The sequence below is a fragment of the Paenibacillus sp. BK720 genome, assembly GCF_011761545.1.
Taxonomy (GTDB): Bacteria; Bacillota; Bacilli; order Paenibacillales; family Paenibacillaceae; genus Pristimantibacillus.
The window spans coordinates 34,917-57,470 of the sequence record NZ_JAASRQ010000013.1 but is presented as its reverse complement, the minus strand read 5'-3'; the positions used below and the strand labels follow the sequence as shown (position 1 = coordinate 57,470).

Genomic DNA, 22,554 nt, shown 5'->3' with positions numbered 1-22,554 from the left:
TTGGTTTAGTGAAGAAACGATGTTACAGGATATCCCCCAGTTTACAACATTGTCGTTAGCAGCTTAGATTCTATGCTTTCTTAGTAGAACATTAGTACGGAATACAGACAATTGAAGCACGGATGAGTCGGAACAGAACTATCATACGGACGAAGATCCTGTCGGGCAGCATATCCGACCTCCACCTCATGGACAGGTTGAATGAAGGAATGTGGGAGCGAAGACTCTGTGAGACATGGGAGGGTTGACCGCCATGAGCCTAAGTGGAGATCCAAAGGTGCGACCATATATCTCCAGAATGTCCACTTTTTAAAACGAGTGGTCTGGGTGGATATATTTTTGCGCTTTCTCCGCCCCATATTTTACATCTTCTACAACCTTGTTCCATCTAATGATTGTCTGGTATGAAAGAAAAACGTTCAAAATCTAAGGAAACATGAGAATTTAAGAGAAAAGTGATTCTTCATAGAGGGAGGACAGTTCCAATATGTGGTATTATGAAGTGATGAACAAGCCGCGACAGTTGCTATCGAGGAACTATAGTTTCAATACAAGGTGATAACTAACATGAGGGGGGAATGTAGTGCGTGCCGGTAAGAAAATTGGGGTTTTGATTATCTTGTTGCTTATAATGGTTACTCTGGTTATTGGATTGTATCAAATTCAAAAGCCTCTTCTTCCGGAAGATCAAGCCCTATCCAAAGCAATAATGTACCTTGATGCAGTAAACCGTAACATGGATTTAACATATAACACGAAAAACGGTGCTGAAAGTAGTTGGTTAAATGAAGATACATTCTGGAATCAATTAACTAGAGATAGAACCTGGACCATTAATATTGATGGCGTTGCTGTTGATCTTGATGCATATACAGGGGAATTTATAGATATGGTGTTCCCTATGGATGGTGTTATAACAAGAGGTGAGCATCCTGACTGGTTTTAGATAGATATTGATAATTCTTAAGGGGTTGCACTAACGGAGAACATTAGTTTCAAAGCATGCATAATACGGCTGCAGATTAGAGATCCGCTGCCGTTTTTTATGGAGTAAAAGAGGTTACCGCAACAAATTATGGAGGAGAAGGTATGACCATTATAAGTATCGAAGGTGCTAGTGCTGTAGGAAAAACAAGCACATCCTCTGAACTGGCTGCCATTCATGGGGCTTTTCATATCCCTGAAATTAATACCTGGTGGAAAGAACGACCTAACCCTGAATATAGAGAATGGTGGTTTGAACGTCAGGCAGATCGATGGAGAATAGCCTTGGAAAACAGGAATAAGCACTCATTTGTTGTTATAGACATCGATTTATTTCAACCCTTTTGGTATAACTGGGCGTATGATTTTACTTTATTTGATAATCAGTCGTTAGAGTTTATAGCCGATTACTATCGGAATCTGATTCTAGACCAAAAAATCGGATTCCCTGACAGATATTATCTACTCAGCTGCAGTGAGGATGAACTAATTAAACGGAAAGAATCGGATTCTTCGAGGAAACGAGGGGGCTTTGATATGAATTTACAGTTCATTAAGCCACAAAAACATTACTTCGAAGCGCTTAATAAAGAGGTTCCCGGTCTAGTCCATTTTATAGATTCCGTGAGCGTTGATAGAAATATTGGGGAAATCATTACATCGATTCCGAGTACCCAAAATAAGCATACTTACTCAATCGAGTTGTTTGATTTTATGGTGTATTGGCTATCTCGAAATAAAGCTGATCAGTTCAGATGAGCCGTTACGCTATCGGGGAACATTAGTTGAACTATCTAGGGAGCAGACTGCCGGCGCAGCTGCTCCCTGTTTTTATTAAACGAAAGGGATAGCGCAACAAATGGAAATTAATTACGTCTAAACAGCTATTAAGAATAAGGTGAAACTGAAAGGGCCATAAAATGAGACAACGCATTGCACTGATAATCTTATTATTTTTATTGGTCATATTAGTAGCTTATTTTTTCGATAAATAGAATAAGATGAGCCTTTTTTTGAGTGACCAGTGTCACTGAAGTTAAAAAGGAGATTCGGAAAAAGAAATGGAACTTCTTATTTTTATTGCGCTTATAATCGGTTATATCGAGGATCTGAACTGGGAGAATTGCTCAGCGATCGTTAATGGCAAGGGATCGAAGCAGCGAGAAGTTTACTTTACTATAGAGTGCAAAGTATGGCTAAAGAAGTATCTAGCCAGCCGTGAGGACTCCTGCAAGGCCTTGTTTGTTACCGATACACATGGACAACAAAAGGACTTGAAGTAAATATAAATAAAGAGCTTCGGGAAATCAACACAGGTGACGCGGCAGGTAAAACTAAAGAATGGGCGAGAGCTAATAGAAATCCGAGAGTCGATAGTAGTTTTGATTTGGACTATCAAGAATTTCAAAATGGCGAAACTTGGAGACAGTTTTATGGAAGGGTTTGTAACTGCTTAGAGTTACTATGTAAAACGAATGAGAAGAATTTACTAATAATTACCCATGGTGGTACCTTAGCTTATATAACGGCTTGGTGGCTCCAATTTTCCGAACAGATGCTAGAGAATGCATACTTTTCAGCATCTCCAGCTAGTATTTCTATCTTGACTAGGAACGCTTTTAATCAGAATGTTTTGGAGATTTTTAATGACTCCGCTCATTTGTCATTATTAAAGTAACGGGATACGATAGCTTGATACACACCTGCGACGAAAATAGGGGGATTAAATTCAATGGAGGAAAAGTTTTATCGCCACATAGGTGTTTACGGAATATGTATAGTTAATGAAAAAATTCTAGTTATACGAAAAAGTATAGGCCCTTATGCCGGCCAATTGGACTTGCCTGGGGGCGACTAGAAGGATCGGAGTCTTTAGAGCAGGGCTTAAAAAGGGAGTTTAACGAAGAAACAGGTTTCAAAGTCAAAGAACTCAACAATATTGGTGTTTGTGATTTTTCTGTGTTATGGACGCTTCAGGATAACACTAATGAGTGTGTGCATCATATTGCGATTTTGTATGAAGTTATTATTGTAGCTAGAAAAATTGGGGGTCCTGTGGTTCAATTCGAAGGACAAGACTCTAATGGTTATGACTGGATTTTAATCGATGATGTTACACCGATAAATTCATCACCGTTGGTCCAGCAAGCGGCCAATTGGTTTCGTACGAAGACAATCCCCGTTAGTAGAAGCTCATATGACTACAGATCTTTAAGCTAACGGGGAACGATAGTTGAAACTTAAACGATAGTAAAAGACAGCTGCAAAAATCACTCAGCAGCTGTCTTTTCTAAGACTTCATTAACCTTAATTGCCTCGATTCTATATTCACACAGGTCTAAAAACGACCCTAGACTAAAGAGGAAGTACTTAATTTCGTCGTATCTCTGACTCTTACGTATAGTAAGGAATTCGAGAAAAATTCGCGTACCGCCGATTTGATGTTCTTTAAGTTTAAATGCTTTAATTCTTCTATCTTCTCCCCAAGTCCAAGAAGAAGCTAAAGAGAAAACCATGTTAGAATCAATTTCATCAAGCGGTTTATCAATCTTTACTTCGATATTAAATATGGTTCCCTTCTTATGTATGAAGTTGGGGGATTGGTAATATTCCAGTATCCCTGTCCATTCGAATTCCTTGTCTGTATAGTAGTCAAAATTGTCTTTAGTCACCTTTTTGCCCCTTCAATTAGCCCATTTCTCAGACGGGGTAATTCATTACCTCATCTAACACCATTCAATTTAGCATGCATTGTATTGCTTTTGTACTGGATATTTTTATCATTTGTGTTTTCAACTAACGGAGAACGATAGCTTAATGAGTGAAGCAGCCAGCCCGTCATTAATGACCGGCTTCAGACGTTTCTTGACGGCCTAAAATTTAATCGGGAGAAGAAGTTTAACGACATAATATTCCCGATTTAGAACCTTGATATTAACAAGGTTCTTTTTCATTTGTACGTATTTTCTTGTCGTTTGTTTTAAGACGTGAATATCCCTTTATACTGCACTAACGACAAAAGAGTCACTAAAATAAAGTGTGACAGCCTAATCTTCATTAGCGGAAGAACGTTAGTTTAACACAACAAACCGGCAGCAGATCAGAGAACCACTGCCGGTTTGTTGTTGAAGTAGTGGGAGGTTAGTTTTGTAACTGGCTTTATTAAAATAAATTTAAGCGTTGCGCGAAACCTCCTGCCTCCGGGTATCCGTCCTTCCCCACAGCTGCCAACGCAGCACAATTCCGACGAAACCGATTATCCCAACCGAGAGCCCGACGAACAAGAACGTGCGGCTCGCGCCCATTAGACCAATCAGCGCGCCGCCGCTGAGCGGAGCGATGACAAAGATGACGCTACTTAAGGATTCAAATATGCCGCTGACGCGGCCTACGGCATCGGGTGGCGTTTCTTTTTGCAGTATGTAGTTCATGCCCGAGGAGGTAAAGCCGGTTCCGATCCCTCCGATGAAGAATACCAGCAGCATAAGCCACAGTGGACTGTCTTGCCGGAAAACGCCTGCAGCCGCGAACATCAGGCCGATCAGCGCCACGCCCCCACCGAGCAGCCGTCCATATGCCGTAAGCTCTTGGTACCGGCGAAGCCAAGTAACACTTACGAGTCCACCAGCACCGATCGCGGTTACGAGCCAGCCCATTAAATCGGGTTGTTCCGGGGCAATCTCGCGGAAGAGGATGGCGAATTGGGCATCAATCATTTGGATGCCGGCCAGCCCGATTAAGCTGAAGAGAATACTCATGCGCAAGGTGCGGCTGCGCCAGAGAAGGCGCCATCCATCACGCCATTCGCCCCGCAGGCCCTTCTTCTCCCTGGTTGCGGATGCTGTGACCGGTACGCGCCCATCGACGGCGGGGACAAGCAGGAGCAAGAAGGCGGACACGACGTAGCAGCCCGCGTTCACCGCCATGCTGAAAGAGGGGGAGAATACAGACGCCGCGGAGGCGCCAAGCAAAGGCCCGAATATTTTGGACAGCTGGAAGACGGCGCCGTTAAGAGAGGTCGCCTGCAAGAGTTGATCCGGTGCAACAACGGTCCGCGTCATCGATTGTTGTGCGGGAAAGTGGAAGACGCGGGCGGTCGATCGGATTGCGATCAAGCCGAGCAGAACTCCCGCGTTTGGGGCGAAGATGAGAATGACGGTTAATCCGGAGCGCAGGAGATCGGTGGCGATCATCAGATTCCGTTTGTTCCAACGATCCGCCAAAATACCTGCCAACTGGCTGAATGCAATGCCGGGCACGGCAAAACACAGAGGCAGCAGCGCGATCGTCATCGCGTCCTCCTTCCAGATGAAGCCGAGAAGAATCGTGACTGCCATAAAGTCGAAATAATCGCCGAAAGCCGAGAGGCCGTAGGCGGCGAACATTTTGGAGAACGATCGGTTTTTTCTTAACATTGGATGCAACCCCCGTGAATGAAATCGTTATGATTCCAATCGTAGCAGGGGAATGTCAGAGAATGATCAGAGATGCTTTATAAGCAACTGCTCCGTTTGAGGCAGCAGCTCTTCAAAGCGGTAACGGACAGCAAGCTGGTCCCACTGCCGTTGATAGGCTAGCCGATACGTTTCATCGCATTCATGGATGGACAGAAATCGCAGCATTATACTTAAGCTAAATAGCAGATGGGGGAGGAACTCCGTATGGCGGAGCGTCTCCAACCCTTCATCCAGCGCAAGTCTCGCGGCGGGAATGTTGCTTTGCCGGTACAGGAGCAGTGCCATGGCCACGAGATAAGCTCCCCGCTCGCGCTTGATTGGATAACGCAGCAGCAGCTCGTCGCATTCGCGCAGCTTGGCGTCCGCAGTCTCAAGCTTCCCCGTCCATATCGCCAGATACGTTTCCTTCAGCAGAAAGAGCGCCTTGAAGCTAGGGGAGTCGAGCGCTTCAATCTCCTGCCGGATCGCTTTGAGAACCTTCCGCGCATTATCCGGCTTGCCGGCTTCCGTATAGAGGAGAACGAGGCTTAGCTGCAAGTCATACCGCCATGCCAATGTGTTGGCTTTGTCTTTGGCAAGAAGCTTTACGATATAAGGGAGCGTAGCTGCAGGCTCCGGTTGAATGATGGAGTGGATATACACGGCATACGTCAGCTTCTGCCAGAGGGAAACGCTGTCCGTTGTCAGGAGCCATTCGAAATCGCCGCGAATAAAACGCAGATAGGCGTCATTGTAAGGGTCGCCGGGCAAGCTTAAAACTTCACGGTTCTCCGATAACAACTGCATGGCCGCTCCCATGCCAAGGCTGTGATACCTGGAGAACAAACGCTTCATGTCCATCGCGAACTGTTCGTCGTAGCTTAGCGGATTATCGTTCGACTCGTGAGCGCGGCGCACGAGCTTGTAGCCCTTGCCCCGGACGGTTTCCACGCGGAGCAGGTGGTTCCAGCCGGCCAATTTTCTCCGAACGCGGTAAATGTGGTCGTCCACGGTCCGGTCGGTCGGGGCTTCCATCGGCCATACGGCATCAAGCAAGGCCTCCCGGGTGAACGAGCGTCCAGCATGCTCGTATAGAAAGCGAAAGAGCGCGAACTCCTTGGGCAAGAGATTCACGCGTTCTCCCGCATATGCGACTTGATAGGTATCCGAATTGAAATGAATCATGCCAAACTCCCTGCCCTTTCACTGTACGCTTGCCAATAGTTCTTTTCTTGATGATGGCATGGCGGGTCGGAGAAAGCAAGCAAGCGTCTTCCATCCTTTGCAGATGATAGGTTACGGGCAGTTGGTAAATCGGCTGTTGTTTTCGTAGATGGGTATCTATGCCGCGCAACATGATAAAGATTATGCCCAGGATAATACGCGCTGCCTCATCGGCAAAGAAGAAGATGGAGGAATTAATGAACATTAAACTTGAACAGCTGATTTATGCCTTAAACCGACGGTTTAAGAAGGATATCATCACGGCCGACTGCCAAACTATGCCTCTACAGGGCGGGACCGTGGGAAATGTGTACCTGGTATCGGGGACCGCCGAAACCGCAGAAGGTGAAATATTGCCGTACCGTATTGTACTGAAGATCCAAAAGAAATGGGAGCGTTATGGTGATCCGGGTTCATGGCGTCGGGAATATGATCTGTATTCGTCTGACTTGGGGGCGACTTTCTCGGAAGCCCTCCGCTGGCCGACATGCTATCATGCCGAGTTCAATTCCGAAGTTAATGAATACCAGTTGTGGCTGGAATACATCGATGGTGTAACCGGATTAGACTTAACCAGTGACATGTATGAAAAGGCCGCTAGGGAGTTAGGGCGCTTTCAAGGAAAGCTGTATGCGCAGCAACCCGCCGTGCTGCAGAGCTTGACCAACCTGAGTCATGTGGATTTTATGAAGAATACGTATTTGCATTACAGATCATGGCCGGTCGTCTACGATTATATACGATCGGAGGACTGCGAATTGTTGTTGCACGTACGGCAAATGCTCATCGAAATCGATGAGCAAGCAGACGAAATATTCGACCGTATTGAAAAATTGCCCCTCGTTCTATGTCACAGGGACTTCTGGGTAACCAACCTTATCTATGCTGATGGGAATATCGCGCTCATTGATTGGGATACCAGCGGATGGGGCTATCTGGGCGAGGATCTCGCAAGCCTGATCGTGGATGAACCGGATATCGATCACATGGTCGAACACTATCAGCGATGCATCCCTGCGTATTACAAAGGCTTTTCGGAGTATGCGGATGTATCCCGAATCGCCGATCATTGTGTGTACGAGATAATCCTTCTTGTATTCGGGTACAGGCTTGTGGAGGGGTATCTCCACAATGAGGCTGATGACGAGAAGAGGAAGCATGTCCAAACTCTCCAAAAAATCTATGAAATGAAGACCATACCCTTAATCGTCACATCTGGTTAAATAGCCTAAATTAATTGGGAATTTTAGTTTAATAGGAACAGTGCAGCAGCCGGTCAATAATGCCAGGCTGCTTGCTGACGTTGCTCTACTATGGGCAGTTGAATGCCTGGTTCATAACTTAATCGGGATTTTCATGTCGCTAATGAGGTGATTTTCTTGTCGTTGTACTTCTGAACCGCCGACTCTGGTGAATTTGTTTGCCATCATTGACAAGGGAAGAATTGCTTGATAATGTATTAAACAGTTGTTTTAAACATATGTTTAAAACGAGAGATAGATAGAGGGAGTGGAGAGATTGAAACAAGCATTGCAGGCATTTATGAAGCGCCCGACCACATGGATCGGGATTATTACGGCACTGATGTTCCAGATCATATTCTCTTTGATTTGGATGACGGGCTACGACGGGGTAACGGACCGTGCCGATCAGCTGCATATTGCGGTTGTCAATAAAGATAAGCAGCTTGGAGAGCAGGTAGCGGCAAATCTGTTGAAAGAGTTGCCTTTCCGGATGTCCCGGCTGGATGATTTGGACGCTGCCAAGCAGCAGCTGGATGACCGGAAGCTTCAGATGATTATTTATATGCCGGAGGATTTTACGCAGAAGGCGGCGTCTCCAGGCGGGCACGCGAACATTCAGTATTGGATTAATGAGTCGAATCCTGCTTTAATTAAAAGTATGATGGGCGGGGTAGCCGAGCAGGTTACGGCCGAGGTCAACAAGCAGGCAGTAGCTGCCGGCGTTAAGACAAGGCTTGGAGAGGCTGCAAAGATTCCGGAGGAACAAGCTGCAACGGCTGCGCAAAGTTTGGCTGAGCGCGTAACGGCGGATATTCAGTCGACTAACGCCATACATGGCATGAACAATCAGATGGTGCCGATGATGATGGTGCTTGCTTCTTATGTCGGTGCCATGATTATGGGCATGAACCTCGAGCAGTCGGCGATGGCCGTATCGGCCGGGGTAAGCCGCTGGAGAAGATTTGGCGCGAGGAGTATCATTAATATTGCGGCAGCAGCTGTTGTATCATTAGTAGGCTCGACATTGCTGTTATCGCTTGGCGGACAAATCGAGCAGGGCTTTTTCCATCTATGGTTGTTTGAAATGCTGTTCCTGCTCACCTTTATGTTCGTATCGCAAATGTTTCTCTACCTGTTCGGGATGGCAGGCATGCTGTTTAACATTATGCTTCTGTCGGCGCAGCTGGTATCTTCGGGTACGATTGTGCCTCGGGAGCTGTTATCGGATTTCTATACCGGGCTTGGTTCCGTTCTTCCCGCAACGTATGCGGTGGAAGGAAACATGAACTTACTGTTTGGCGGACCCGGCGTAGGCCATGAGGTAGCGGTTCTCTTCCTGATTACGGCGGTAGCCGTAGCGGTGAGCGCTGCAGCGACTGGGCTGAAACGCAGCGCCGTCCGAAAGCATGAGGCAGCGGTTGCGGCCAAATAAATCGTTCTAATAGATAGGCTTGGAGGATAAGACAATGACAACGAATGAGAGCGATGTGAAGTCCCGCATCCTGCTTGCGGCAAAGAAGCTGTTTGCCAGCCAGGGCTTTGACGGGACGACGGTAAGGCAAATTTGCGAGGAAGCGGGCGGGGCTAACGTCGCTCTCATTTCGTATTATTTTGGCGGGAAAGAGAATATGTTCGCGGCTTTGTTCGATGCCTATTTTCCTAGTCACCAATTTGTCAAAGTGGACAAAAGCCTTCCTCCGCTTGAGGGCGTCAAGCTGGTAATCTCGGAGGTAACCAAGTTCCGTTACAGCGATCCGGAGCTGGTTCAAATCATCCAGCATGAAATCCTGCTGAACACCTCCCGTATCGACAAGATCCGCTATTACGTCATGCCGCTGTGGCAAGCGCTGCGGCAGTGGCTGGAGGCGGGCCGCGAGCAAGGCGTGTTCCGGTTCAATTCGGTTGATCTTACTCTGTACTCTATTGCGGGCGTATTATTGTTTAACCGCAACTCCGAGTATTGGCAGGTTATCCGCCGCGAGGGGCCTTACACGCTGGAATACACGATAGAAGAGATGACTCATTTTATTTTAGGCGGCTTGCAAGTCAAGCCGTAAATGAAGACGGCATGCGCATCATTCGCGTATGCCGTCTTTTAGCTAGGGCTATAATGGTGAAGGTGCCTTCGCTCAGTTGTTAAATAACTGCAAAAATGATTCAAGACACTTGAAATCAGACCCGAAAATGAGTATGATAAAAATGGTTGTTAGCACTTAAAGCTTACGAGTGCTAATTTAAAACAATAAGCGACAAATTTTTTAAGGAGGCTATTTTCAATGATCAGACCTTTAGGTGAACGCGTATTGATCGAACCGATCGCAAAAGAAGAAACGACTGCAAGCGGCATCGTTCTGCCGGATACGGCTAAAGAAAAGCCGCAAGAAGGCAAAGTGGTGGCAGTTGGCAGCGGCACGCTGAAAGACGGCGTTCGCGTTGCGCTTGAAGTTCAAGTTGGCGACCGCGTCCTTTTCTCGAAATATGCGGGAACAGAAATCAAATACGAAGGCAAAGAGTATTTGATTATGAAGGAAAGCGACATTCACGCGATCTTTGGATAAGCCCGTTTTCTAACATAGAGGGCAAGACGGAAGATACTTATTATACTTTTTGGGAGGTAACTGGTAATGGCAAAAGAAATTAAATTTAGCGAAGACGCTCGCCGCGCAATGCTGCGCGGTGTTGATCAACTTGCAAACGCGGTTAAAGTAACGCTTGGTCCTAAAGGCCGCAACGTGGTGCTGGAGAAGAAATTCGGCAGCCCGCTCATCACGAACGACGGCGTTTCCATCGCGAAAGAAATCGAGCTGGAAGACGCATTCGAGAACATGGGCGCTCAACTGGTTAAAGAAGTAGCGACGAAGACAAACGACGTTGCCGGCGACGGTACGACTACGGCAACCGTTCTGGCTCAAGCGATGATCCGCGAAGGCCTGAAAAACGTTACGGCCGGCGCTAACCCTATGGTTATCCGCAAAGGCATCGAAAAAGCGGTTAAAGCTGCGGTTGAAGAGCTGAAAGCTATCGCTAAGCCAATCGAAGGCAAACAATCGATCGCGCAAGTGGCATCGATCTCCGCCGCTGACGACGAAGTTGGCCAACTGATCGCTGAAGCGATGGAAAAAGTGGGCAACGACGGCGTTATCACAGTAGAAGAATCCAAAGGCTTCGTAACCGAGCTTGAAGTGGTTGAAGGCATGCAATTCGACCGCGGTTACGTTTCCCCTTACATGATTACAGATACAGATAAAATGGAAGCTGTCCTCGACAATCCATACATTCTGATCACGGACAAGAAGATCTCCAACATTCAAGAGATCCTGCCGGTTCTCGAGAAAGTTGTTCAATCCGGCAAACAGCTCCTGATCATCGCTGAAGATATCGAAGGCGAAGCGCAAGCTACGCTCGTCCTGAATAAACTGCGCGGCACATTCACTTGCGTAGGCGTTAAAGCTCCGGGCTTCGGCGACCGCCGCAAAGCGATGCTGGCTGATATCGCTGCACTGACTGGCGCGCAAGTAGTAACGGAAGAACTCGGCCTTGAGCTGAAATCGGCTACTGTGGACCAACTCGGTTCCGCTCGCCAAATCCGCATTACGAAAGAAAACACGATCATCGTGGACGGCAGCGGCAACCCTGAAGATATTCAAGCTCGCGTTAACCAAATCCGCGTGCAACTGGAAGAAACAACTTCCGAGTTCGACCGCGAGAAGCTGCAGGAGCGTCTGGCTAAACTGGCTGGCGGCGTAGCGGTTATCAAAGTCGGCGCGGCAACCGAAACCGAACTGAAAGAGCGCAAGCTCCGCATCGAAGATGCCCTGAACTCGACTCGCGCGGCGGTTGAAGAAGGTATCGTATCCGGCGGCGGTACAGCTCTGATCAACGTATACAAAGCGGTTGCAGCTGTTCAAACGGCTGGCGACGAGCAAACTGGCGTTAACATTGTATTGCGCTCCCTCGAAGAGCCGCTTCGCACAATCGCTGCGAACGCTGGTCAAGAAGGTTCCGTTATCGTTGAGCGTCTGAAAAACGAAAAAGTTGGCGTTGGCTACAATGCCGCAACCGGCGAATGGGTAAACATGTTCGAAGCGGGTATCGTTGACCCTGCGAAAGTAACTCGTTCCGCTCTGCAAAACGCAGCTTCCGTAGCGGCTATGTTCCTGACTACCGAAGCGGTTGTTGCCGACAAGCCTGAGAAAGACAAACCGGCTATGCCTGATATGGGCGGCATGGGCGGTATGGGCGGCATGATGTAAGAATTGGACAGAACGTCCAATTCGGAAATCAGTCATCTAACAAGAGAGGCTGCAAACGAGCTGTTACAGCGCGTTTGCAGCCTCTCTTTATTATATTCCGCATTATTTCCTATTCAGAATCCCCAAGTATTCATGCCACGGTCCCACGTCCCCGACATAACGGTTTGCCATAACCCTGACGACTTGGGCGATATGCGTCATGTCGTGTACGGCCCAAGTAGCAATTAACTCCCGTACCTTTACGACGCCGAATGCAGGATGGGAACCGGTCTTCTCAAGACTGGATTCATCCTTTACGAGCTCCTCGAGTCTCGCGATATTAAGGGTCCGGATTTCAATAAATTCAAGTAAAGACTGTTCAATTGACCGGGGGGAGGTAGGCTTCAAATGGGCGAAACGGTTAAAGGAGGGAAACGGCGCTTGTTCGCCTTCGGCAAGGATAAATTCGAGGCGCGGAATCCAATTGCTTTTCTCTCCCTCAATCAGATGGTCAATGACCTCCCGCGCATTCCAAGTCCCTTCGCCTTCGCTGGATGCCAGCCAGCCATCAGACAAACCGGATAAAAAAAGCTGTAAGGTTTGGGGCGTGCGTTCCAATACTTCGATCGCTTCCGTGAGATTAAAATTCATTTGATTACTCCTCTCCTAGAAACCGTTCTGTCGTAATAGCCAATCATAAAAAAATACCACTTGTAATCCAGGCTTCTTTCCTAGTATGATTAGAAATGCATTTTTAAAAAGACTCATATAATCATGGGAATACGGCCCATAAGTTTCTACCGGATAACCATTGCAACTATCCGACTATGAGTGATCGCTTTTTTACATTTAGCTTTGCTATGCTTCTCTGTACCGGAAGTAGTGGGAAAGTGGAAGAATGTAGTTCAGCGTGCACGAATTCGTTTAACGTAGGGACAGGCCAATTATAGGCTTGTCCCTTTTTTTATCAACTAGAGGAGCGAAAAAGATGAAACTGCTGGAAGATCGCATACGCAAAGAAGGATTAATATTGTCCGATACGGTGCTGAAGGTGGATTCCTTCTTGAACCATCAGGTAGACACGGAGCTTGCTCTGGAGATTGGCAAGGAATTGGTCGCCCGGTTTGCGGATAAGACCATTACGAAGGTGCTCACGATCGAAGCGAGCGGCATTCAATTTGCGATGGCTGCGGGCATTGCGCTTAAGGTTCCGTTTGTATACGCCAAGAAGAAAAAGGCGGTTACGCAGTCGGAGCAGGTCTATTCGGCGTCCGTTCATTCCTTTACCAAGCAAGAAACGTATCAGGTGACGGTTTCTAAAAATTATTTGGGACCCGGCGACAAGGTCCTTATCGTAGACGATTTTCTCGCGACGGGCGCAGCCCTTGTTGGCTTAGTTGAGATCGTGAGAGAATCCGGTGCCGAGCTCGCCGGCGTTGGCTGCGTGATTGAAAAAGGATTTCAAGAGGGCAGGGGATTGCTGGAGCAAATGAATGTCAGCGTCGAGTCGCTTGCAACCATCTCCAGAATGGCGCCGGGGGAAATATATTTCGAGGAACCTGCGATAAGCAAAAAGCTCGTAAAGGAGACGGTATAAGAGATGCTGGGCAAACAGAGGGCATTTACATTAGGATTTCAGCATGTCTTGGCGATGTACGCGGGCGCCGTTGTAGTTCCGATAATCGTTGGGGGTCAGCTCCACTTGACTCCAGCACAGATGGCTTACCTGATTGCGGCGGACCTGTTCACTTGCGGTCTTGCAACGATTCTGCAGGTGCTGGGCACCAAATATTTCGGCAGCAGACTGCCGGTTATTCTCGGCTGCACGTTCACGGCCGTTGGCCCGATCATAGCGGTTGCGTCTGCCTCGAATCTGGCTACGGCTTACGGGGCCATCATTTTATCAGGCTTATTCGTTGTATTGGCAGCACCGCTATACGGGAAGCTGTTGAAGTTCTTCCCGGTTATCGTTACCGGTTCGGTCGTTACAATCATTGGACTTTCGCTGATACCGGTGGCCATGAATAACGTTGCCGGCGGGCAGGGCAGCGATGACTTCGGATTGCCGCGCAATCTGTTGCTGGCGCTTGGCACGCTTATCGTGATTTTGCTCGTTAACCGTTTCGCCAAAGGCTTCTTGCGCTCCATTTCCGTGTTGATTGGACTTGCCGTTGGCACGATCGCCGGGTATGCGATGGGAATCGTCAGCTTTGCGCCGGTAAACGATGCTTCCTGGTTCAACATGGTTCAGCCGTTCTACTTCGGCACGCCGCAATTCAGCCTGACTGCCGTGTTCACGATGATTATCGTCAATATTGTCAGTATGGTGGAATCCACGGGCGTTTACCTGGCTGTCGGAAGAGCGACGGATCAGAAGGTGGAGCAAAAGCAAATCATTAACGGTCTCCGCTCGGAAGGCGCGGCCATTATGCTTGGCGGATTATTCAACGCGTTTCCTTATACGGCCTTTTCGCAAAATGTCGGTCTGATCACGTTGACCCGCGTAAAGACCCGCGACGTGATATTTGCGGCCGGCGGCATTATGGTTGTGCTTGGCCTGATCCCGAAGCTTGCCGCGATTACAACGGTTATCCCGAACGCGGTGCTTGGCGGAGCAATGATAGTGATGTTCGGCTCCGTTGCGGCATCCGGCATTTCGATCTTGTCGGAAGTCAATTTGCGCGAGGAGCGGAATTTGCTTATCGTTGCATGCAGCATCGCCGTTGGTCTCGGATCCTCTGCGGTCCCTCAAGTCTTCGACCAGCTGCCGGATTTTGCGAAGATGCTTCTGCAGAACGGGATCGTAACCGGCTCGCTTACGGCAATTTTGATGAATTTATTATTATCCGGCAAGAATAGCCCGGAAGAAGCTTAGGTTTCATGCGGGTTGTTTATGGGGATGTAACCGGATAGGGGTTACATCCTTTTTTGCTTCAGTAAATCGTCTCAGATTCCTTTTTCCTTAGCCAGTTGAAGCCGAAGCTCGGCGTTTTTTACGGACAATTGTTTGGCCAGACCCGTTTGCGATTCCGCCAATTGCACGGCTTGAGCGCTGAGCTTTTTGATTTGGGTCATTTTACTCTGGTCCGCCGGCGAGGAGCCTTCCGGTTTATCCGTTTGCAGCTGTTTGATTTTGGCGTTTATTTTAGCGATTTTACTTTTATCTTGAACAATCTGCCGCTCTATTTCCGCTATATCTCGTTTTAACCGGCTGATGATCGACGACGTGAAACTGATGGACATGGCAAGCACCTCATTATCGTATTGGGAAGCACGCCTCATTCTACTATAAAAAGGAGTATGCCGTATATTGGCTTCTATTACTCGTGCTCTCGAGTGAGGATGAGGTTATTTGGGAATGCTTCCATAGTAGGGCTGACGACTTAGTAAATCTGAAAATTATGGGAGAAAAAACCTGTATCTTTATACGCGATAATGAATTATAATCAACTGGTTTTCTAATGATTAGACATCAGGAGCTGAATGACATGACGTTTAAAAAAAGCTTAGTTTTTATTTTGACTTTAGTCGTTGTAATGACGCTGGCAGCATGCGGCGGTAAAAACAACGCGAATAATTCTTCCTCTAACGAAAGCCCGGCTGCATCCGCGGATAACGGTGCCGCAGCGGCTACAGGCAAGCTGGCCGACATTAAGAAAGCGGGCAAAATCGTTCTGGGCACAAGCGCCGAATACGCGCCGTACGAGTTCCACAAGAATGTTGAAGGCAAGGATCAAATCGTAGGCTTCGACATTGAAATCGCAAAGGAAGTTGCCAAGGACCTCGGCGTTGATCTGGAGATTAAAGATATGGACTTCGGCAACCTGCTTGCGGAGCTGAAGCTGGGCAAGATCGACTTCGTTATCGCGGGCATGACGCCGGATGAGGAACGCTCGAAGGCGGTAGACTTCTCCAAGATTTATTACGAAGCAAAGCAAGGCGTACTTGTGCGTGCGGAGGATAAAGACAAATTCACGACGATGGCTGACCTTGAAGGTAAAGCGATCGGCGTTCAAATGGGCTCGACGCAAGAGAAAATCGCTCAAGGCATCAAAGGCGCGAAGCTGAAATCCTTGGGCAAAACAACGGATTTGGTACTTGAGCTGAAATCGAAAAAGGTTGATGCTCTGATTGTCGAGCTTCCGGTTGCGCAAGGCTATGCCAACGTAAACTCGGATCTCGCGTTGACAAGCATTTCCCCTGAATACGAGTCCGGCGGTTCCGCGGTAGCGGTTAACAAAGGCGAAAAAGACCTTCTGGCTGAGATTCAAAAAACGCTTGATCATCTGACCGCGGACAAGAAGATCGATCAATGGGTATCGGAAATGACGCAAATCTCGGAACAATAAACCGCGAAACGTATGCGGCTCCCTTAGAGGGAAGCCGCATACGTTTACGCTTGCGCGAATACAAAAGGCAGGGTAGACATCATGGAATTAGCGTATCATTGGGATTTTTCTTTTCTAAACGACTACGGTTCGTACTACTGGATCGGCATTAAAAAGACGTTAGAGGTATCGCTGCTCGCCGTGCTTAGCGGTCTTGTGCTTGGCACTCTCGTGTCCCTTCTGCGCTTGTCGGGATTGTGGCTGCTTCGTTTCATCGGAACGGTATATGTTGAAATCATACGCGGAACACCGCTTCTCGTTCAGCTGTTCTTGTTCTATTACGGGCTTCCGATCTTCCTTGGCTTCGATATCGGAATCTTTACGGCCGCTTATCTGACTCTTACCGTCAACAGCGGGGCTTATATTGCCGAGATTATGCGCGCGGGGATTCAGGCGGTGGACAAAGGGCAAATGGAGGCCGCCCGTTCTCTGGGGATGTCGAAGGGCTTGGCGATGCGTCAAATCATTCTTCCTCAAGCCTTCAAAAACGTATTGCCCGCGCTTGGAAACGAGTTTGTCGTTGTAGTGAAGGAGTCGTCGGTGCTGTCCGTTATCGGGTACGCCGAATTGACTTACCAGGCCAATGCGATTAGGGGCGCGACCTATATTTCCATTGAGCCGATGCTTGTTTCGGCGCTGATCTATTTCGTCTTGATCTTTACGTTGTCCAAGCTGCTTGGCATTGGCGAACGGAGGTTGAAAACAAGTGATTAAAGTAACCGGACTTAAGAAATCTTTCGGCAAAGCGAATATTCTGAACGGCATTGACGCGGAGATCGCGAAAGGCGAGGTTGTTGTCGTCATCGGACCAAGCGGCTCCGGCAAAAGCACCTTCCTCAGATGCCTGAACCTGCTCGAGACGCCTACGGACGGCGTAATCGAATACGAAGGCAAACGTCTAACGGACCGCAACACCAATATCAACGAGCTTCGTCAAAGCATGGGCATGGTGTTCCAGCAGTTTAACCTGTTCCCGCACAAGACGGTGCTGCAAAATATTACGCTTGCTCCAACCAAGGTGCAGAACGTCGCAAAGGCGGAAGCGGACAAAATCGGTCTTGAGCTCCTGCGCCGCGTTGGCCTTGAGGAAAAGCGCGACACGTACCCGAACCGCTTGTCCGGCGGCCAGAAGCAGCGCGTAGCGATTGCGCGAGCGCTTGCGATGCGCCCGCATGTGATGCTGTTCGACGAGCCTACGTCGGCACTCGATCCCGAGATGGTCGGCGAGGTGCTGGATGTCATGAAGTCGCTCGCGAAGGAAGGCATGACGATGATCATCGTCACCCACGAGATGGGCTTTGCGCGCGAGGTCGGGGACCGCTTGTTGTTTATCGACGGCGGCCAGATTGTCGAGCAGGGACCTCCGCGGGAAGTTTTCGCGAATCCGCAGCATCCAAGAACGAAAGAATTCCTCAGCAAAGTGCTATAAGGATTATAAGAAATACAGAAAGAGACCTCGGATGGCGCATCAGCCAAACGAAGTCTCTTTTTTGCCTAACGGGGATTGTTCAAGCGGGGTTTACTTCTTGATCGTAATATTCAAAGCCTGAGCCAGCTTGTTGAAAATGGAGGTATTCTCGAAAATGCCCGTGAACAGCTCCGACCCTGCGCCTGTTGCCGTAACCGGAACGTCAACGCCCGTATGGCCGGAAGTTGTCCAGTCTACGACAAAGTTCAATTTAGAGTTCGCGATTGCGAACGGACCGTCTTCGCCGGAGATGGTCTTGCCGTCCGTAGACTCGTCGGAATCGTCTACCTCTTCAACCGAGAAGCCGCCTGTTTCGTGGTCGGCGAGAACGAGCACCAGCGTATCCGGATGCTGCTTCGCAAAGTCCTTCGCTACTTTAACCGATTTGTCGAGCTCTTGACCGGCTTTGATCGTGAGCTTCGCGTTGTTGTTGTGAGCCATTTCGTCCGTTGCTTCCTCTTCGACCATAAGGAAAAAGCCTTTTTTATTTGTTGACAGAGTATCCAGCGCCTTTTTCGTCATGTCGGCAAGCGGCACGATCGGGTTGTAGACATCGCCTTGGCCTTCCGGCTTTTGCTGGAACATTTCTTCGTTGGCAAACAGACCAAGCAGCTTGCCCTTCGCTTTTGTCATGTCCGTTTTGTTCGTTACGTACGTATAACCAAGCGACTTCGCTTTTTTCACCAGGTCGCCTTGCGTTCCTTTGCTTTTCTCGGAAGGATCGGCCGCCGTCTCATCATCGAAAGCGCCCTTGTTGCCTGCAGGATACCAGAAGTCTTCGCCGCCGCCAAGCAGCACGTCAACCTTCGACTTCGTCAAATATTGCAGGGCGATATCGCTTTGCTTGGAGCGGTCCTCTACATGGGAAGCGAAAGCCGCAGGCGTTGCGTCCGTAATTTGGCTTGTTGTAACAAGGCCGGTAGACATGCCTTTATCCTTCGCGTACTCCATGATCGTTTTTACGCTTTTTTTGTTTGCGTCCACGCCGATTGCGCCGTTGTACGTTTTTACGCCGCTCGCGTATGCGGTTGCGGAAGCGGCGGAATCCGTAATGGCCGTTGTGGAGCTTGTATGAATGAGGCCGACGTAAGGCATCGAATCCATAGCCAGCTGTCCGCTTTCGCCAACTGTAGCCAGCCGGATGGCATCACGCTGCGCGGTGCCCATGCCGTCGCCAACGAAGAGTACAACGTTTTTTGCTTTTTGGTTAGCAGCGTTAACCTGATTGCTGCTCTGAATACCTGTATAACCGGTAACAACAAGTGCGGCTGCTGCTGTGCCAAGGAGTGCCGTTTTCAAAACTTTGCCTTTCATACTTGTATCTCCTCCTAATTGATCGCTCGTATTCAATTGCATCTTAACGAGCCTCTATTAGGAGAATGTATAGGAGAGGTGAAGGTTTTGTAAATTAGTAACAAAAATAGGAGTAAAGTTGGATTTTGGCGAAAAATCGGAACTATAGTCTTATAAACTCCTGCACCCAATAAGCCCGGTAGCGGCTGTCCGTTGTCCCGGGTGCATAACCGATTCCCAGATGCGTGAATTTAGGAGACAAAATATTAGCCCGATGCCCCGGACTATTCATCCAGGCTTCCATGACGGCGTCCGCCGTCCGCTGACCTGCGGCTATGTTTTCCCCGTAAGCGGTCCATTCCACGCCAAATTGCGCCAGCATTTGCCCGGGAGTGCCGTATGTGGGAGAAAGATGATCGAAATAATGGTTGTCTCTCATATCCTGCGCTTTGGCTTCCGCCGCCTCGAAAAGCACTTCCAGTCTGGTGAGCGCCTGCAGGCCGGCCGCCTCCCTTGCTTGATTGACCAGGGCAAACACTTCGTCCTCAAAGTTTTCCTGCAAAGGATAGAGCAGATCGGTTTTTGCGCTTTTGCTTTCCGTGTTCGTTTTCTTCGTTGCGCTAGATTTTTTCCTTGTTGCGGTTTTCTTCTTCGTCACCCAAATTATCCCCCTAATCGCTCGTGCTGCCGGAATATGATATTCTATTCATACGATCAAGTCTGGTTTGGATGGTTGGTCAGGTTGATAGAGTAGGAGTGATATAAAATGTTTAACGCAAGCTTGTATACGGGCACAAGAGAAGAAAACTATTCGCTGCTTATCAAGCAATTAACGGGCTTGGTGGAGGACGAGAGCAGCCGGATCGCCAATCTGGCGAATGCCTCGGCGCTTCTTCAGCAGTTCCTGGACGATATTAATTGGGTGGGCTTTTACTTGCTGGAAGGAGATGCGCTTGTCCTCGGGCCATTCCAGGGGAAGCCGGCCTGCACGCGTATCGCGGTTGGCAAGGGAGTATGCGGCACGGCCGTGGCGCGCAAGGAAGCCGTTCTGGTGGAAGACGTCCATCAGTTCCCGGGGCATATTGCCTGCGACAGTGCTTCCAACTCCGAACTCGTTATTCCGCTATACGGCGGCGGACAGATGATCGGCGTGCTGGATATCGACAGTCCGTCGTTTGGCCGCTTTGACGAAACGGATCTTAAGTATTTGACTATTTTTTGCGAGCGCTTAGGAGAGTATCTATAATATCCTGCTAAAAAAGGGGTACATGCTCAGTTTTCTTGGCAATGTGCATCATTCGTTAAAATTCAGCAAACGCACAATTTTGATGAATGCCTATACCGTTTGGGTTTTTAAACATAGGATACTGTACATTAGTTAAAGGAGATGAACAAATGAGCTACGGAGTAGGTCCTGTTGCAGGTGCCGGTTGCGGATATGGCGGCGGCAGTGCTTTCGGATTCATTCTTGTCCTCTTCATTCTGTTGGTCATCATCATCAGATCCGTATGGCTTTAATGTCGATTAAATAAAAGAAGGCTGCCCGCGCCATCCCATGGCGCGGGCAGTCTTCTTTCCGCTGCGGCGGGGCATGGTTGCAGGCGGCCGCGGTAGCGCTATAATGAAGGGAATGACAGACGGAAGGGAACTACAGCGATGAACACGAACATTATACCGATTTATTTGCTGTCGGGGTTTCTTGGCAGCGGCAAGACGACGCTTCTAACCGGTTTGCTGGACCACTGGCAGGCTCAAGGGCTGAAAGCGGCCGTTATCATGAATGAGCTGGGCGATATTAATCTGGACGGCCAGATGGTCGGGGATAAGGTACCGATGTCGGAAATGCTGAGCGGCTGCATCTGCTGCACGATCCGAAGCGATCTCAGCCTGGAGATCAAAGCCCTCATCGATACGCATCAGCCGGATGTCATCGTGATCGAATCGACCGGTGCGGCGAATCCGATGGAGATTATGGACGGGGTAACGGAAGCAGCCTTGTATTGCCGGATCGAGCTGCAGAGCGTTATTACCGTCGTGGATGGTCCTGAACTGCTGCAGCGGAGCCGAAGCGGGAAAGGCAAAACGTTTAAGCTGATGCGCGACCAGATCCGGTGCGCCACAAGGCTGCTTCTGAACAAAGCGGACAAGCTGGCCCCGGACGAACTGGTGGAGGCCCAGCAGCTGGTCCGCGAGATGAATGCCGTTGCTCCGGTGTTAACAACGGTCCGCTGCCGGGTGGAGGATTGGACTTTCATCGAGCGGCAAGCGGGGGAGGCCCCGCGGCTATCCGGCGCGAATCGAGAAGAGGCGGCAAGCGAACATGGTCATCATGAAGGTCATCACCATCATCACACGCATGAGCATGTTATGGTTATGACGCATTACATGAACGGGGCGGTTGACAGCGAAGCGTTTGAGGCGTTCTTGAAGCAGCTCCCGGATCAGGTGTACCGGGCGAAAGGAATCGTGTCGTTCTCGGATACGGCCAGCCGCTTCTTGTTCCAATACGCTTACCGGGAGACGGACTTTATCCGGATCACGCCGCAGGGCGAAGTGAATGACGTAGCCGTCTTTATCGGCGAGCATTTCTCGAAGGATGCTTTGCTAGAGGAGCTTCGTAAGCTCGAGCGTGAGGGCGAGCCCAGCAATTCGACAGAATAATCGTCTATGCGACAAGGTCATGTCTATCTATTCGTATGCTTGGGAAAAATAATTCATGAGGGGCATCAAAGCTCCGGCATCACGAATTGGATAGGAAGGTGTGGCAAGGCATGAAAAGAAAAATCATCGGCGCATTCGCAGCGACTATGCTGCTGCTATCGGCTCCAGTCTATGCGGCGCAGCCGGAGGAGAAGGCTCCTGCAGCTCAGGATAACAGGATCGAGGATGGCCCTGAGCATGGTCATCATCATCATGACGGTATGTTCGGCAAGAACAAAGAAGAGCACCGGATGGAGAAGCTCCGTTATATGGCCGATTACTTCGGCATCAAGACGGAGGGTAAGACGGCCGAGCAGCTCCGAACGGAGCTGGAAGCAGCAAAGCAGAAGGATAAAGCGAAATGGGAAGCCTTCAAGACGGAGCATAAAGCGAAAATGCTGGAGCATCTGCGTCAGAAGGCCAAGGAAAACGGCATTGCAACGGAAGGCAAGACGGCCGAGCAGCTTCGCCAGGAGCTTCATAAGCTTCACCGGATGCACCACAAGAGCGATGCGCAGCAAGAGCCTCAGCGGGATGTCAAACAGGGCTGAACGAAGCCAGGACTATAGAATCAATAGGATAGAG

25 protein-coding genes and 1 riboswitch are annotated in these 22,554 nt (G+C 49.0%); of the genes, 18 read left to right on the top strand and 7 right to left on the bottom strand.

Annotated features, from left to right (window positions below; genetic code table 11):
* Positions 1-583 precede the first annotated feature (583 nt).
* The 4 genes from FHT67_RS29130 to FHT67_RS30260 all read left to right on the top strand — a co-directional run bounded on the left by FHT67_RS29130 (position 584) and on the right by FHT67_RS30260 (position 3,204).
* A complete protein-coding gene (locus tag FHT67_RS29130; protein WP_167202097.1) occupies positions 584-946 on the top strand; it encodes a hypothetical protein in 363 nt (120 codons plus the stop codon).
* 143 nt (positions 947-1,089) lie between these two features.
* On the top strand, positions 1,090-1,743 hold the full coding sequence (locus FHT67_RS29125; protein ID WP_167202096.1) for a DEAD/DEAH box helicase family protein: 654 nt from the start codon (positions 1,090-1,092) through the stop codon (positions 1,741-1,743).
* A 469-nt stretch (positions 1,744-2,212) separates the two neighbouring features.
* Complete coding sequence (locus FHT67_RS30740; protein WP_167202098.1) at positions 2,213-2,662, top strand: histidine phosphatase family protein; 450 nt, start codon at positions 2,213-2,215, stop codon at positions 2,660-2,662.
* 155 nt (positions 2,663-2,817) lie between these two features.
* Positions 2,818-3,204, top strand: coding sequence for an NUDIX domain-containing protein (locus tag FHT67_RS30260; protein ID WP_347880139.1), 387 nt, complete (start codon positions 2,818-2,820; stop codon positions 3,202-3,204).
* Between the two features lie 50 nt (positions 3,205-3,254).
* Here the strand turns inward: FHT67_RS30260 and FHT67_RS29110 are convergent, their stop codons facing one another.
* The 3 genes from FHT67_RS29110 to FHT67_RS29100 form a co-directional block, all read right to left on the bottom strand.
* On the bottom strand, positions 3,255-3,656 hold the full coding sequence (locus tag FHT67_RS29110) for a hypothetical protein (protein WP_167202095.1): 402 nt from the start codon (positions 3,654-3,656) through the stop codon (positions 3,255-3,257).
* A 501-nt stretch (positions 3,657-4,157) separates the two neighbouring features.
* On the bottom strand, positions 4,158-5,399 hold the full coding sequence (locus FHT67_RS29105) for an MFS transporter (RefSeq protein ID WP_167202094.1): 1,242 nt from the start codon (positions 5,397-5,399) through the stop codon (positions 4,158-4,160).
* Between the two features lie 66 nt (positions 5,400-5,465).
* Positions 5,466-6,605, bottom strand: coding sequence for a winged helix-turn-helix domain-containing protein (locus FHT67_RS29100; RefSeq protein ID WP_167202093.1), 1,140 nt, complete (start codon positions 6,603-6,605; stop codon positions 5,466-5,468).
* Positions 6,606-6,841: 236 nt separating this feature from the next.
* Here FHT67_RS29100 and FHT67_RS29095 point away from each other — a divergent pair, with 236 nt between their 5' ends.
* The 5 genes from FHT67_RS29095 to groL all read left to right on the top strand — a co-directional run bounded on the left by FHT67_RS29095 (position 6,842) and on the right by groL (position 12,141).
* Positions 6,842-7,867 carry an aminoglycoside phosphotransferase family protein gene (locus tag FHT67_RS29095; RefSeq protein ID WP_167202092.1) on the top strand — a complete coding sequence of 342 codons (1,026 nt, stop codon included), beginning with the start codon at positions 6,842-6,844 and terminating at the stop codon, positions 7,865-7,867.
* A 286-nt stretch (positions 7,868-8,153) separates the two neighbouring features.
* Positions 8,154-9,320 (top strand): YhgE/Pip domain-containing protein, encoded by a 1,167-nt coding sequence (locus FHT67_RS29090; protein ID WP_481856742.1) that lies wholly within the window; start codon positions 8,154-8,156, stop codon positions 9,318-9,320.
* Between the two features lie 34 nt (positions 9,321-9,354).
* Positions 9,355-9,945, top strand: coding sequence for a TetR family transcriptional regulator (locus FHT67_RS29085; protein WP_167202090.1), 591 nt, complete (start codon positions 9,355-9,357; stop codon positions 9,943-9,945).
* A 219-nt stretch (positions 9,946-10,164) separates the two neighbouring features.
* Positions 10,165-10,446, top strand: coding sequence for a co-chaperone GroES (gene groES / locus FHT67_RS29080; RefSeq protein WP_132313193.1), 282 nt, complete (start codon positions 10,165-10,167; stop codon positions 10,444-10,446).
* A 66-nt stretch (positions 10,447-10,512) separates the two neighbouring features.
* Positions 10,513-12,141, top strand: a complete 1,629-nt coding sequence (groL, locus tag FHT67_RS29075) for a chaperonin GroEL (RefSeq protein ID WP_132313195.1) — start codon at positions 10,513-10,515, stop codon at positions 12,139-12,141.
* A 102-nt stretch (positions 12,142-12,243) separates the two neighbouring features.
* Here groL and FHT67_RS29070 read toward each other — a convergent pair whose 3' ends face one another.
* Positions 12,244-12,771: a DinB family protein gene (locus FHT67_RS29070; protein ID WP_167202089.1), complete on the bottom strand. Its 528-nt coding sequence runs from the start codon at positions 12,769-12,771 to the stop codon at positions 12,244-12,246.
* A gap of 93 nt (positions 12,772-12,864) precedes the next feature.
* Positions 12,865-12,968: riboswitch (purine riboswitch) on the top strand.
* Positions 12,969-13,108: 140 nt separating this feature from the next.
* Here FHT67_RS29070 and FHT67_RS29065 point away from each other — a divergent pair.
* Both FHT67_RS29065 and FHT67_RS29060 read left to right on the top strand, forming a co-directional pair.
* Positions 13,109-13,717 (top strand): xanthine phosphoribosyltransferase, encoded by a 609-nt coding sequence (locus tag FHT67_RS29065; RefSeq protein ID WP_132313199.1) that lies wholly within the window; start codon positions 13,109-13,111, stop codon positions 13,715-13,717.
* 3 nt (positions 13,718-13,720) lie between these two features.
* Entirely contained in the window at positions 13,721-14,995 is a 1,275-nt protein-coding gene (locus FHT67_RS29060) for a nucleobase:cation symporter-2 family protein (RefSeq protein WP_167202088.1), read from the top strand.
* A gap of 71 nt (positions 14,996-15,066) precedes the next feature.
* On the opposite strand, the gene FHT67_RS29055 is transcribed toward FHT67_RS29060, so the two are convergent.
* On the bottom strand, positions 15,067-15,402 hold the full coding sequence (locus tag FHT67_RS29055) for a hypothetical protein (RefSeq protein WP_208403701.1): 336 nt from the start codon (positions 15,400-15,402) through the stop codon (positions 15,067-15,069).
* A gap of 206 nt (positions 15,403-15,608) precedes the next feature.
* Here FHT67_RS29055 and FHT67_RS29050 point away from each other — a divergent pair, with 206 nt between their 5' ends.
* From FHT67_RS29050 to FHT67_RS29040, 3 genes are all read left to right on the top strand, one after another.
* Positions 15,609-16,469, top strand: a complete 861-nt coding sequence (locus tag FHT67_RS29050; protein ID WP_167202087.1) for an ABC transporter substrate-binding protein — start codon at positions 15,609-15,611, stop codon at positions 16,467-16,469.
* Positions 16,470-16,550: 81 nt separating this feature from the next.
* Positions 16,551-17,222, top strand: a complete 672-nt coding sequence (locus FHT67_RS29045) for an amino acid ABC transporter permease (RefSeq protein ID WP_132313207.1) — start codon at positions 16,551-16,553, stop codon at positions 17,220-17,222.
* Positions 17,215-17,937, top strand: a complete 723-nt coding sequence (locus FHT67_RS29040; RefSeq protein WP_132313209.1) for an amino acid ABC transporter ATP-binding protein — start codon at positions 17,215-17,217, stop codon at positions 17,935-17,937. Before FHT67_RS29045 ends, FHT67_RS29040 begins: the two co-directional genes overlap by 8 nt.
* A gap of 90 nt (positions 17,938-18,027) precedes the next feature.
* Here the strand turns inward: FHT67_RS29040 and FHT67_RS29035 are convergent, their stop codons facing one another.
* Positions 18,028-19,290 carry an alkaline phosphatase gene (locus tag FHT67_RS29035; protein WP_132313211.1) on the bottom strand — a complete coding sequence of 421 codons (1,263 nt, stop codon included), beginning with the start codon at positions 19,288-19,290 and terminating at the stop codon, positions 18,028-18,030.
* Between the two features lie 142 nt (positions 19,291-19,432).
* Positions 19,433-19,927, bottom strand: a complete 495-nt coding sequence (locus FHT67_RS29030) for a CAP domain-containing protein (protein ID WP_167202086.1) — start codon at positions 19,925-19,927, stop codon at positions 19,433-19,435.
* A 108-nt stretch (positions 19,928-20,035) separates the two neighbouring features.
* Between FHT67_RS29030 and FHT67_RS29025 the strand changes: the two genes are divergently transcribed.
* The 4 genes from FHT67_RS29025 (at position 20,036) to FHT67_RS29010 (ending at position 22,520) form a co-directional block, all read left to right on the top strand.
* Positions 20,036-20,515 carry a GAF domain-containing protein gene (locus FHT67_RS29025; protein ID WP_132313215.1) on the top strand — a complete coding sequence of 160 codons (480 nt, stop codon included), beginning with the start codon at positions 20,036-20,038 and terminating at the stop codon, positions 20,513-20,515.
* 149 nt (positions 20,516-20,664) lie between these two features.
* The gene (yjcZ, locus tag FHT67_RS29020) at positions 20,665-20,787 is read left to right on the top strand and encodes a sporulation protein YjcZ (RefSeq protein WP_015842688.1); all 123 of its coding nucleotides are present in this window, start codon (positions 20,665-20,667) and stop codon (positions 20,785-20,787) included.
* A 138-nt stretch (positions 20,788-20,925) separates the two neighbouring features.
* Positions 20,926-21,930 carry a CobW family GTP-binding protein gene (locus tag FHT67_RS29015; protein ID WP_132313217.1) on the top strand — a complete coding sequence of 335 codons (1,005 nt, stop codon included), beginning with the start codon at positions 20,926-20,928 and terminating at the stop codon, positions 21,928-21,930.
* 110 nt (positions 21,931-22,040) lie between these two features.
* Entirely contained in the window at positions 22,041-22,520 is a 480-nt protein-coding gene (locus FHT67_RS29010) for a hypothetical protein (RefSeq protein WP_132313219.1), read from the top strand.
* Positions 22,521-22,554 lie beyond the last annotated feature (34 nt).

What these genes read in the sequence shown, in the direction of transcription:
- FHT67_RS29125 (WP_167202096.1), top strand. Translation starts at nt 1,090, where the DNA reads ATGACCATTATAAGTATCGAAGGTGCTAGTGCTGTAGGAAAAACAAGC.
- FHT67_RS29105 (WP_167202094.1), bottom strand. Translation starts at nt 5,399, where the DNA reads ATGTTAAGAAAAAACCGATCGTTCTCCAAAATGTTCGCCGCCTACGGC.
- FHT67_RS29100 (WP_167202093.1), bottom strand. Translation starts at nt 6,605, where the DNA reads ATGATTCATTTCAATTCGGATACCTATCAAGTCGCATATGCGGGAGAA.
- FHT67_RS29095 (WP_167202092.1), top strand. Translation starts at nt 6,842, where the DNA reads ATGAACATTAAACTTGAACAGCTGATTTATGCCTTAAACCGACGGTTT.
- FHT67_RS29085 (WP_167202090.1), top strand. Translation starts at nt 9,355, where the DNA reads ATGACAACGAATGAGAGCGATGTGAAGTCCCGCATCCTGCTTGCGGCA.
- groES (WP_132313193.1), top strand. Translation starts at nt 10,165, where the DNA reads ATGATCAGACCTTTAGGTGAACGCGTATTGATCGAACCGATCGCAAAA.
- groL (WP_132313195.1), top strand. Translation starts at nt 10,513, where the DNA reads ATGGCAAAAGAAATTAAATTTAGCGAAGACGCTCGCCGCGCAATGCTG.
- FHT67_RS29070 (WP_167202089.1), bottom strand. Translation starts at nt 12,771, where the DNA reads ATGAATTTTAATCTCACGGAAGCGATCGAAGTATTGGAACGCACGCCC.
- FHT67_RS29065 (WP_132313199.1), top strand. Translation starts at nt 13,109, where the DNA reads ATGAAACTGCTGGAAGATCGCATACGCAAAGAAGGATTAATATTGTCC.
- FHT67_RS29060 (WP_167202088.1), top strand. Translation starts at nt 13,721, where the DNA reads ATGCTGGGCAAACAGAGGGCATTTACATTAGGATTTCAGCATGTCTTG.
- FHT67_RS29055 (WP_208403701.1), bottom strand. Translation starts at nt 15,402, where the DNA reads ATGAGGCGTGCTTCCCAATACGATAATGAGGTGCTTGCCATGTCCATC.
- FHT67_RS29050 (WP_167202087.1), top strand. Translation starts at nt 15,609, where the DNA reads ATGACGTTTAAAAAAAGCTTAGTTTTTATTTTGACTTTAGTCGTTGTA.
- FHT67_RS29045 (WP_132313207.1), top strand. Translation starts at nt 16,551, where the DNA reads ATGGAATTAGCGTATCATTGGGATTTTTCTTTTCTAAACGACTACGGT.
- FHT67_RS29035 (WP_132313211.1), bottom strand. Translation starts at nt 19,290, where the DNA reads ATGAAAGGCAAAGTTTTGAAAACGGCACTCCTTGGCACAGCAGCAGCC.
- FHT67_RS29025 (WP_132313215.1), top strand. Translation starts at nt 20,036, where the DNA reads ATGTTTAACGCAAGCTTGTATACGGGCACAAGAGAAGAAAACTATTCG.
- yjcZ (WP_015842688.1), top strand. Translation starts at nt 20,665, where the DNA reads ATGAGCTACGGAGTAGGTCCTGTTGCAGGTGCCGGTTGCGGATATGGC.
- FHT67_RS29015 (WP_132313217.1), top strand. Translation starts at nt 20,926, where the DNA reads ATGAACACGAACATTATACCGATTTATTTGCTGTCGGGGTTTCTTGGC.
- FHT67_RS29010 (WP_132313219.1), top strand. Translation starts at nt 22,041, where the DNA reads ATGAAAAGAAAAATCATCGGCGCATTCGCAGCGACTATGCTGCTGCTA.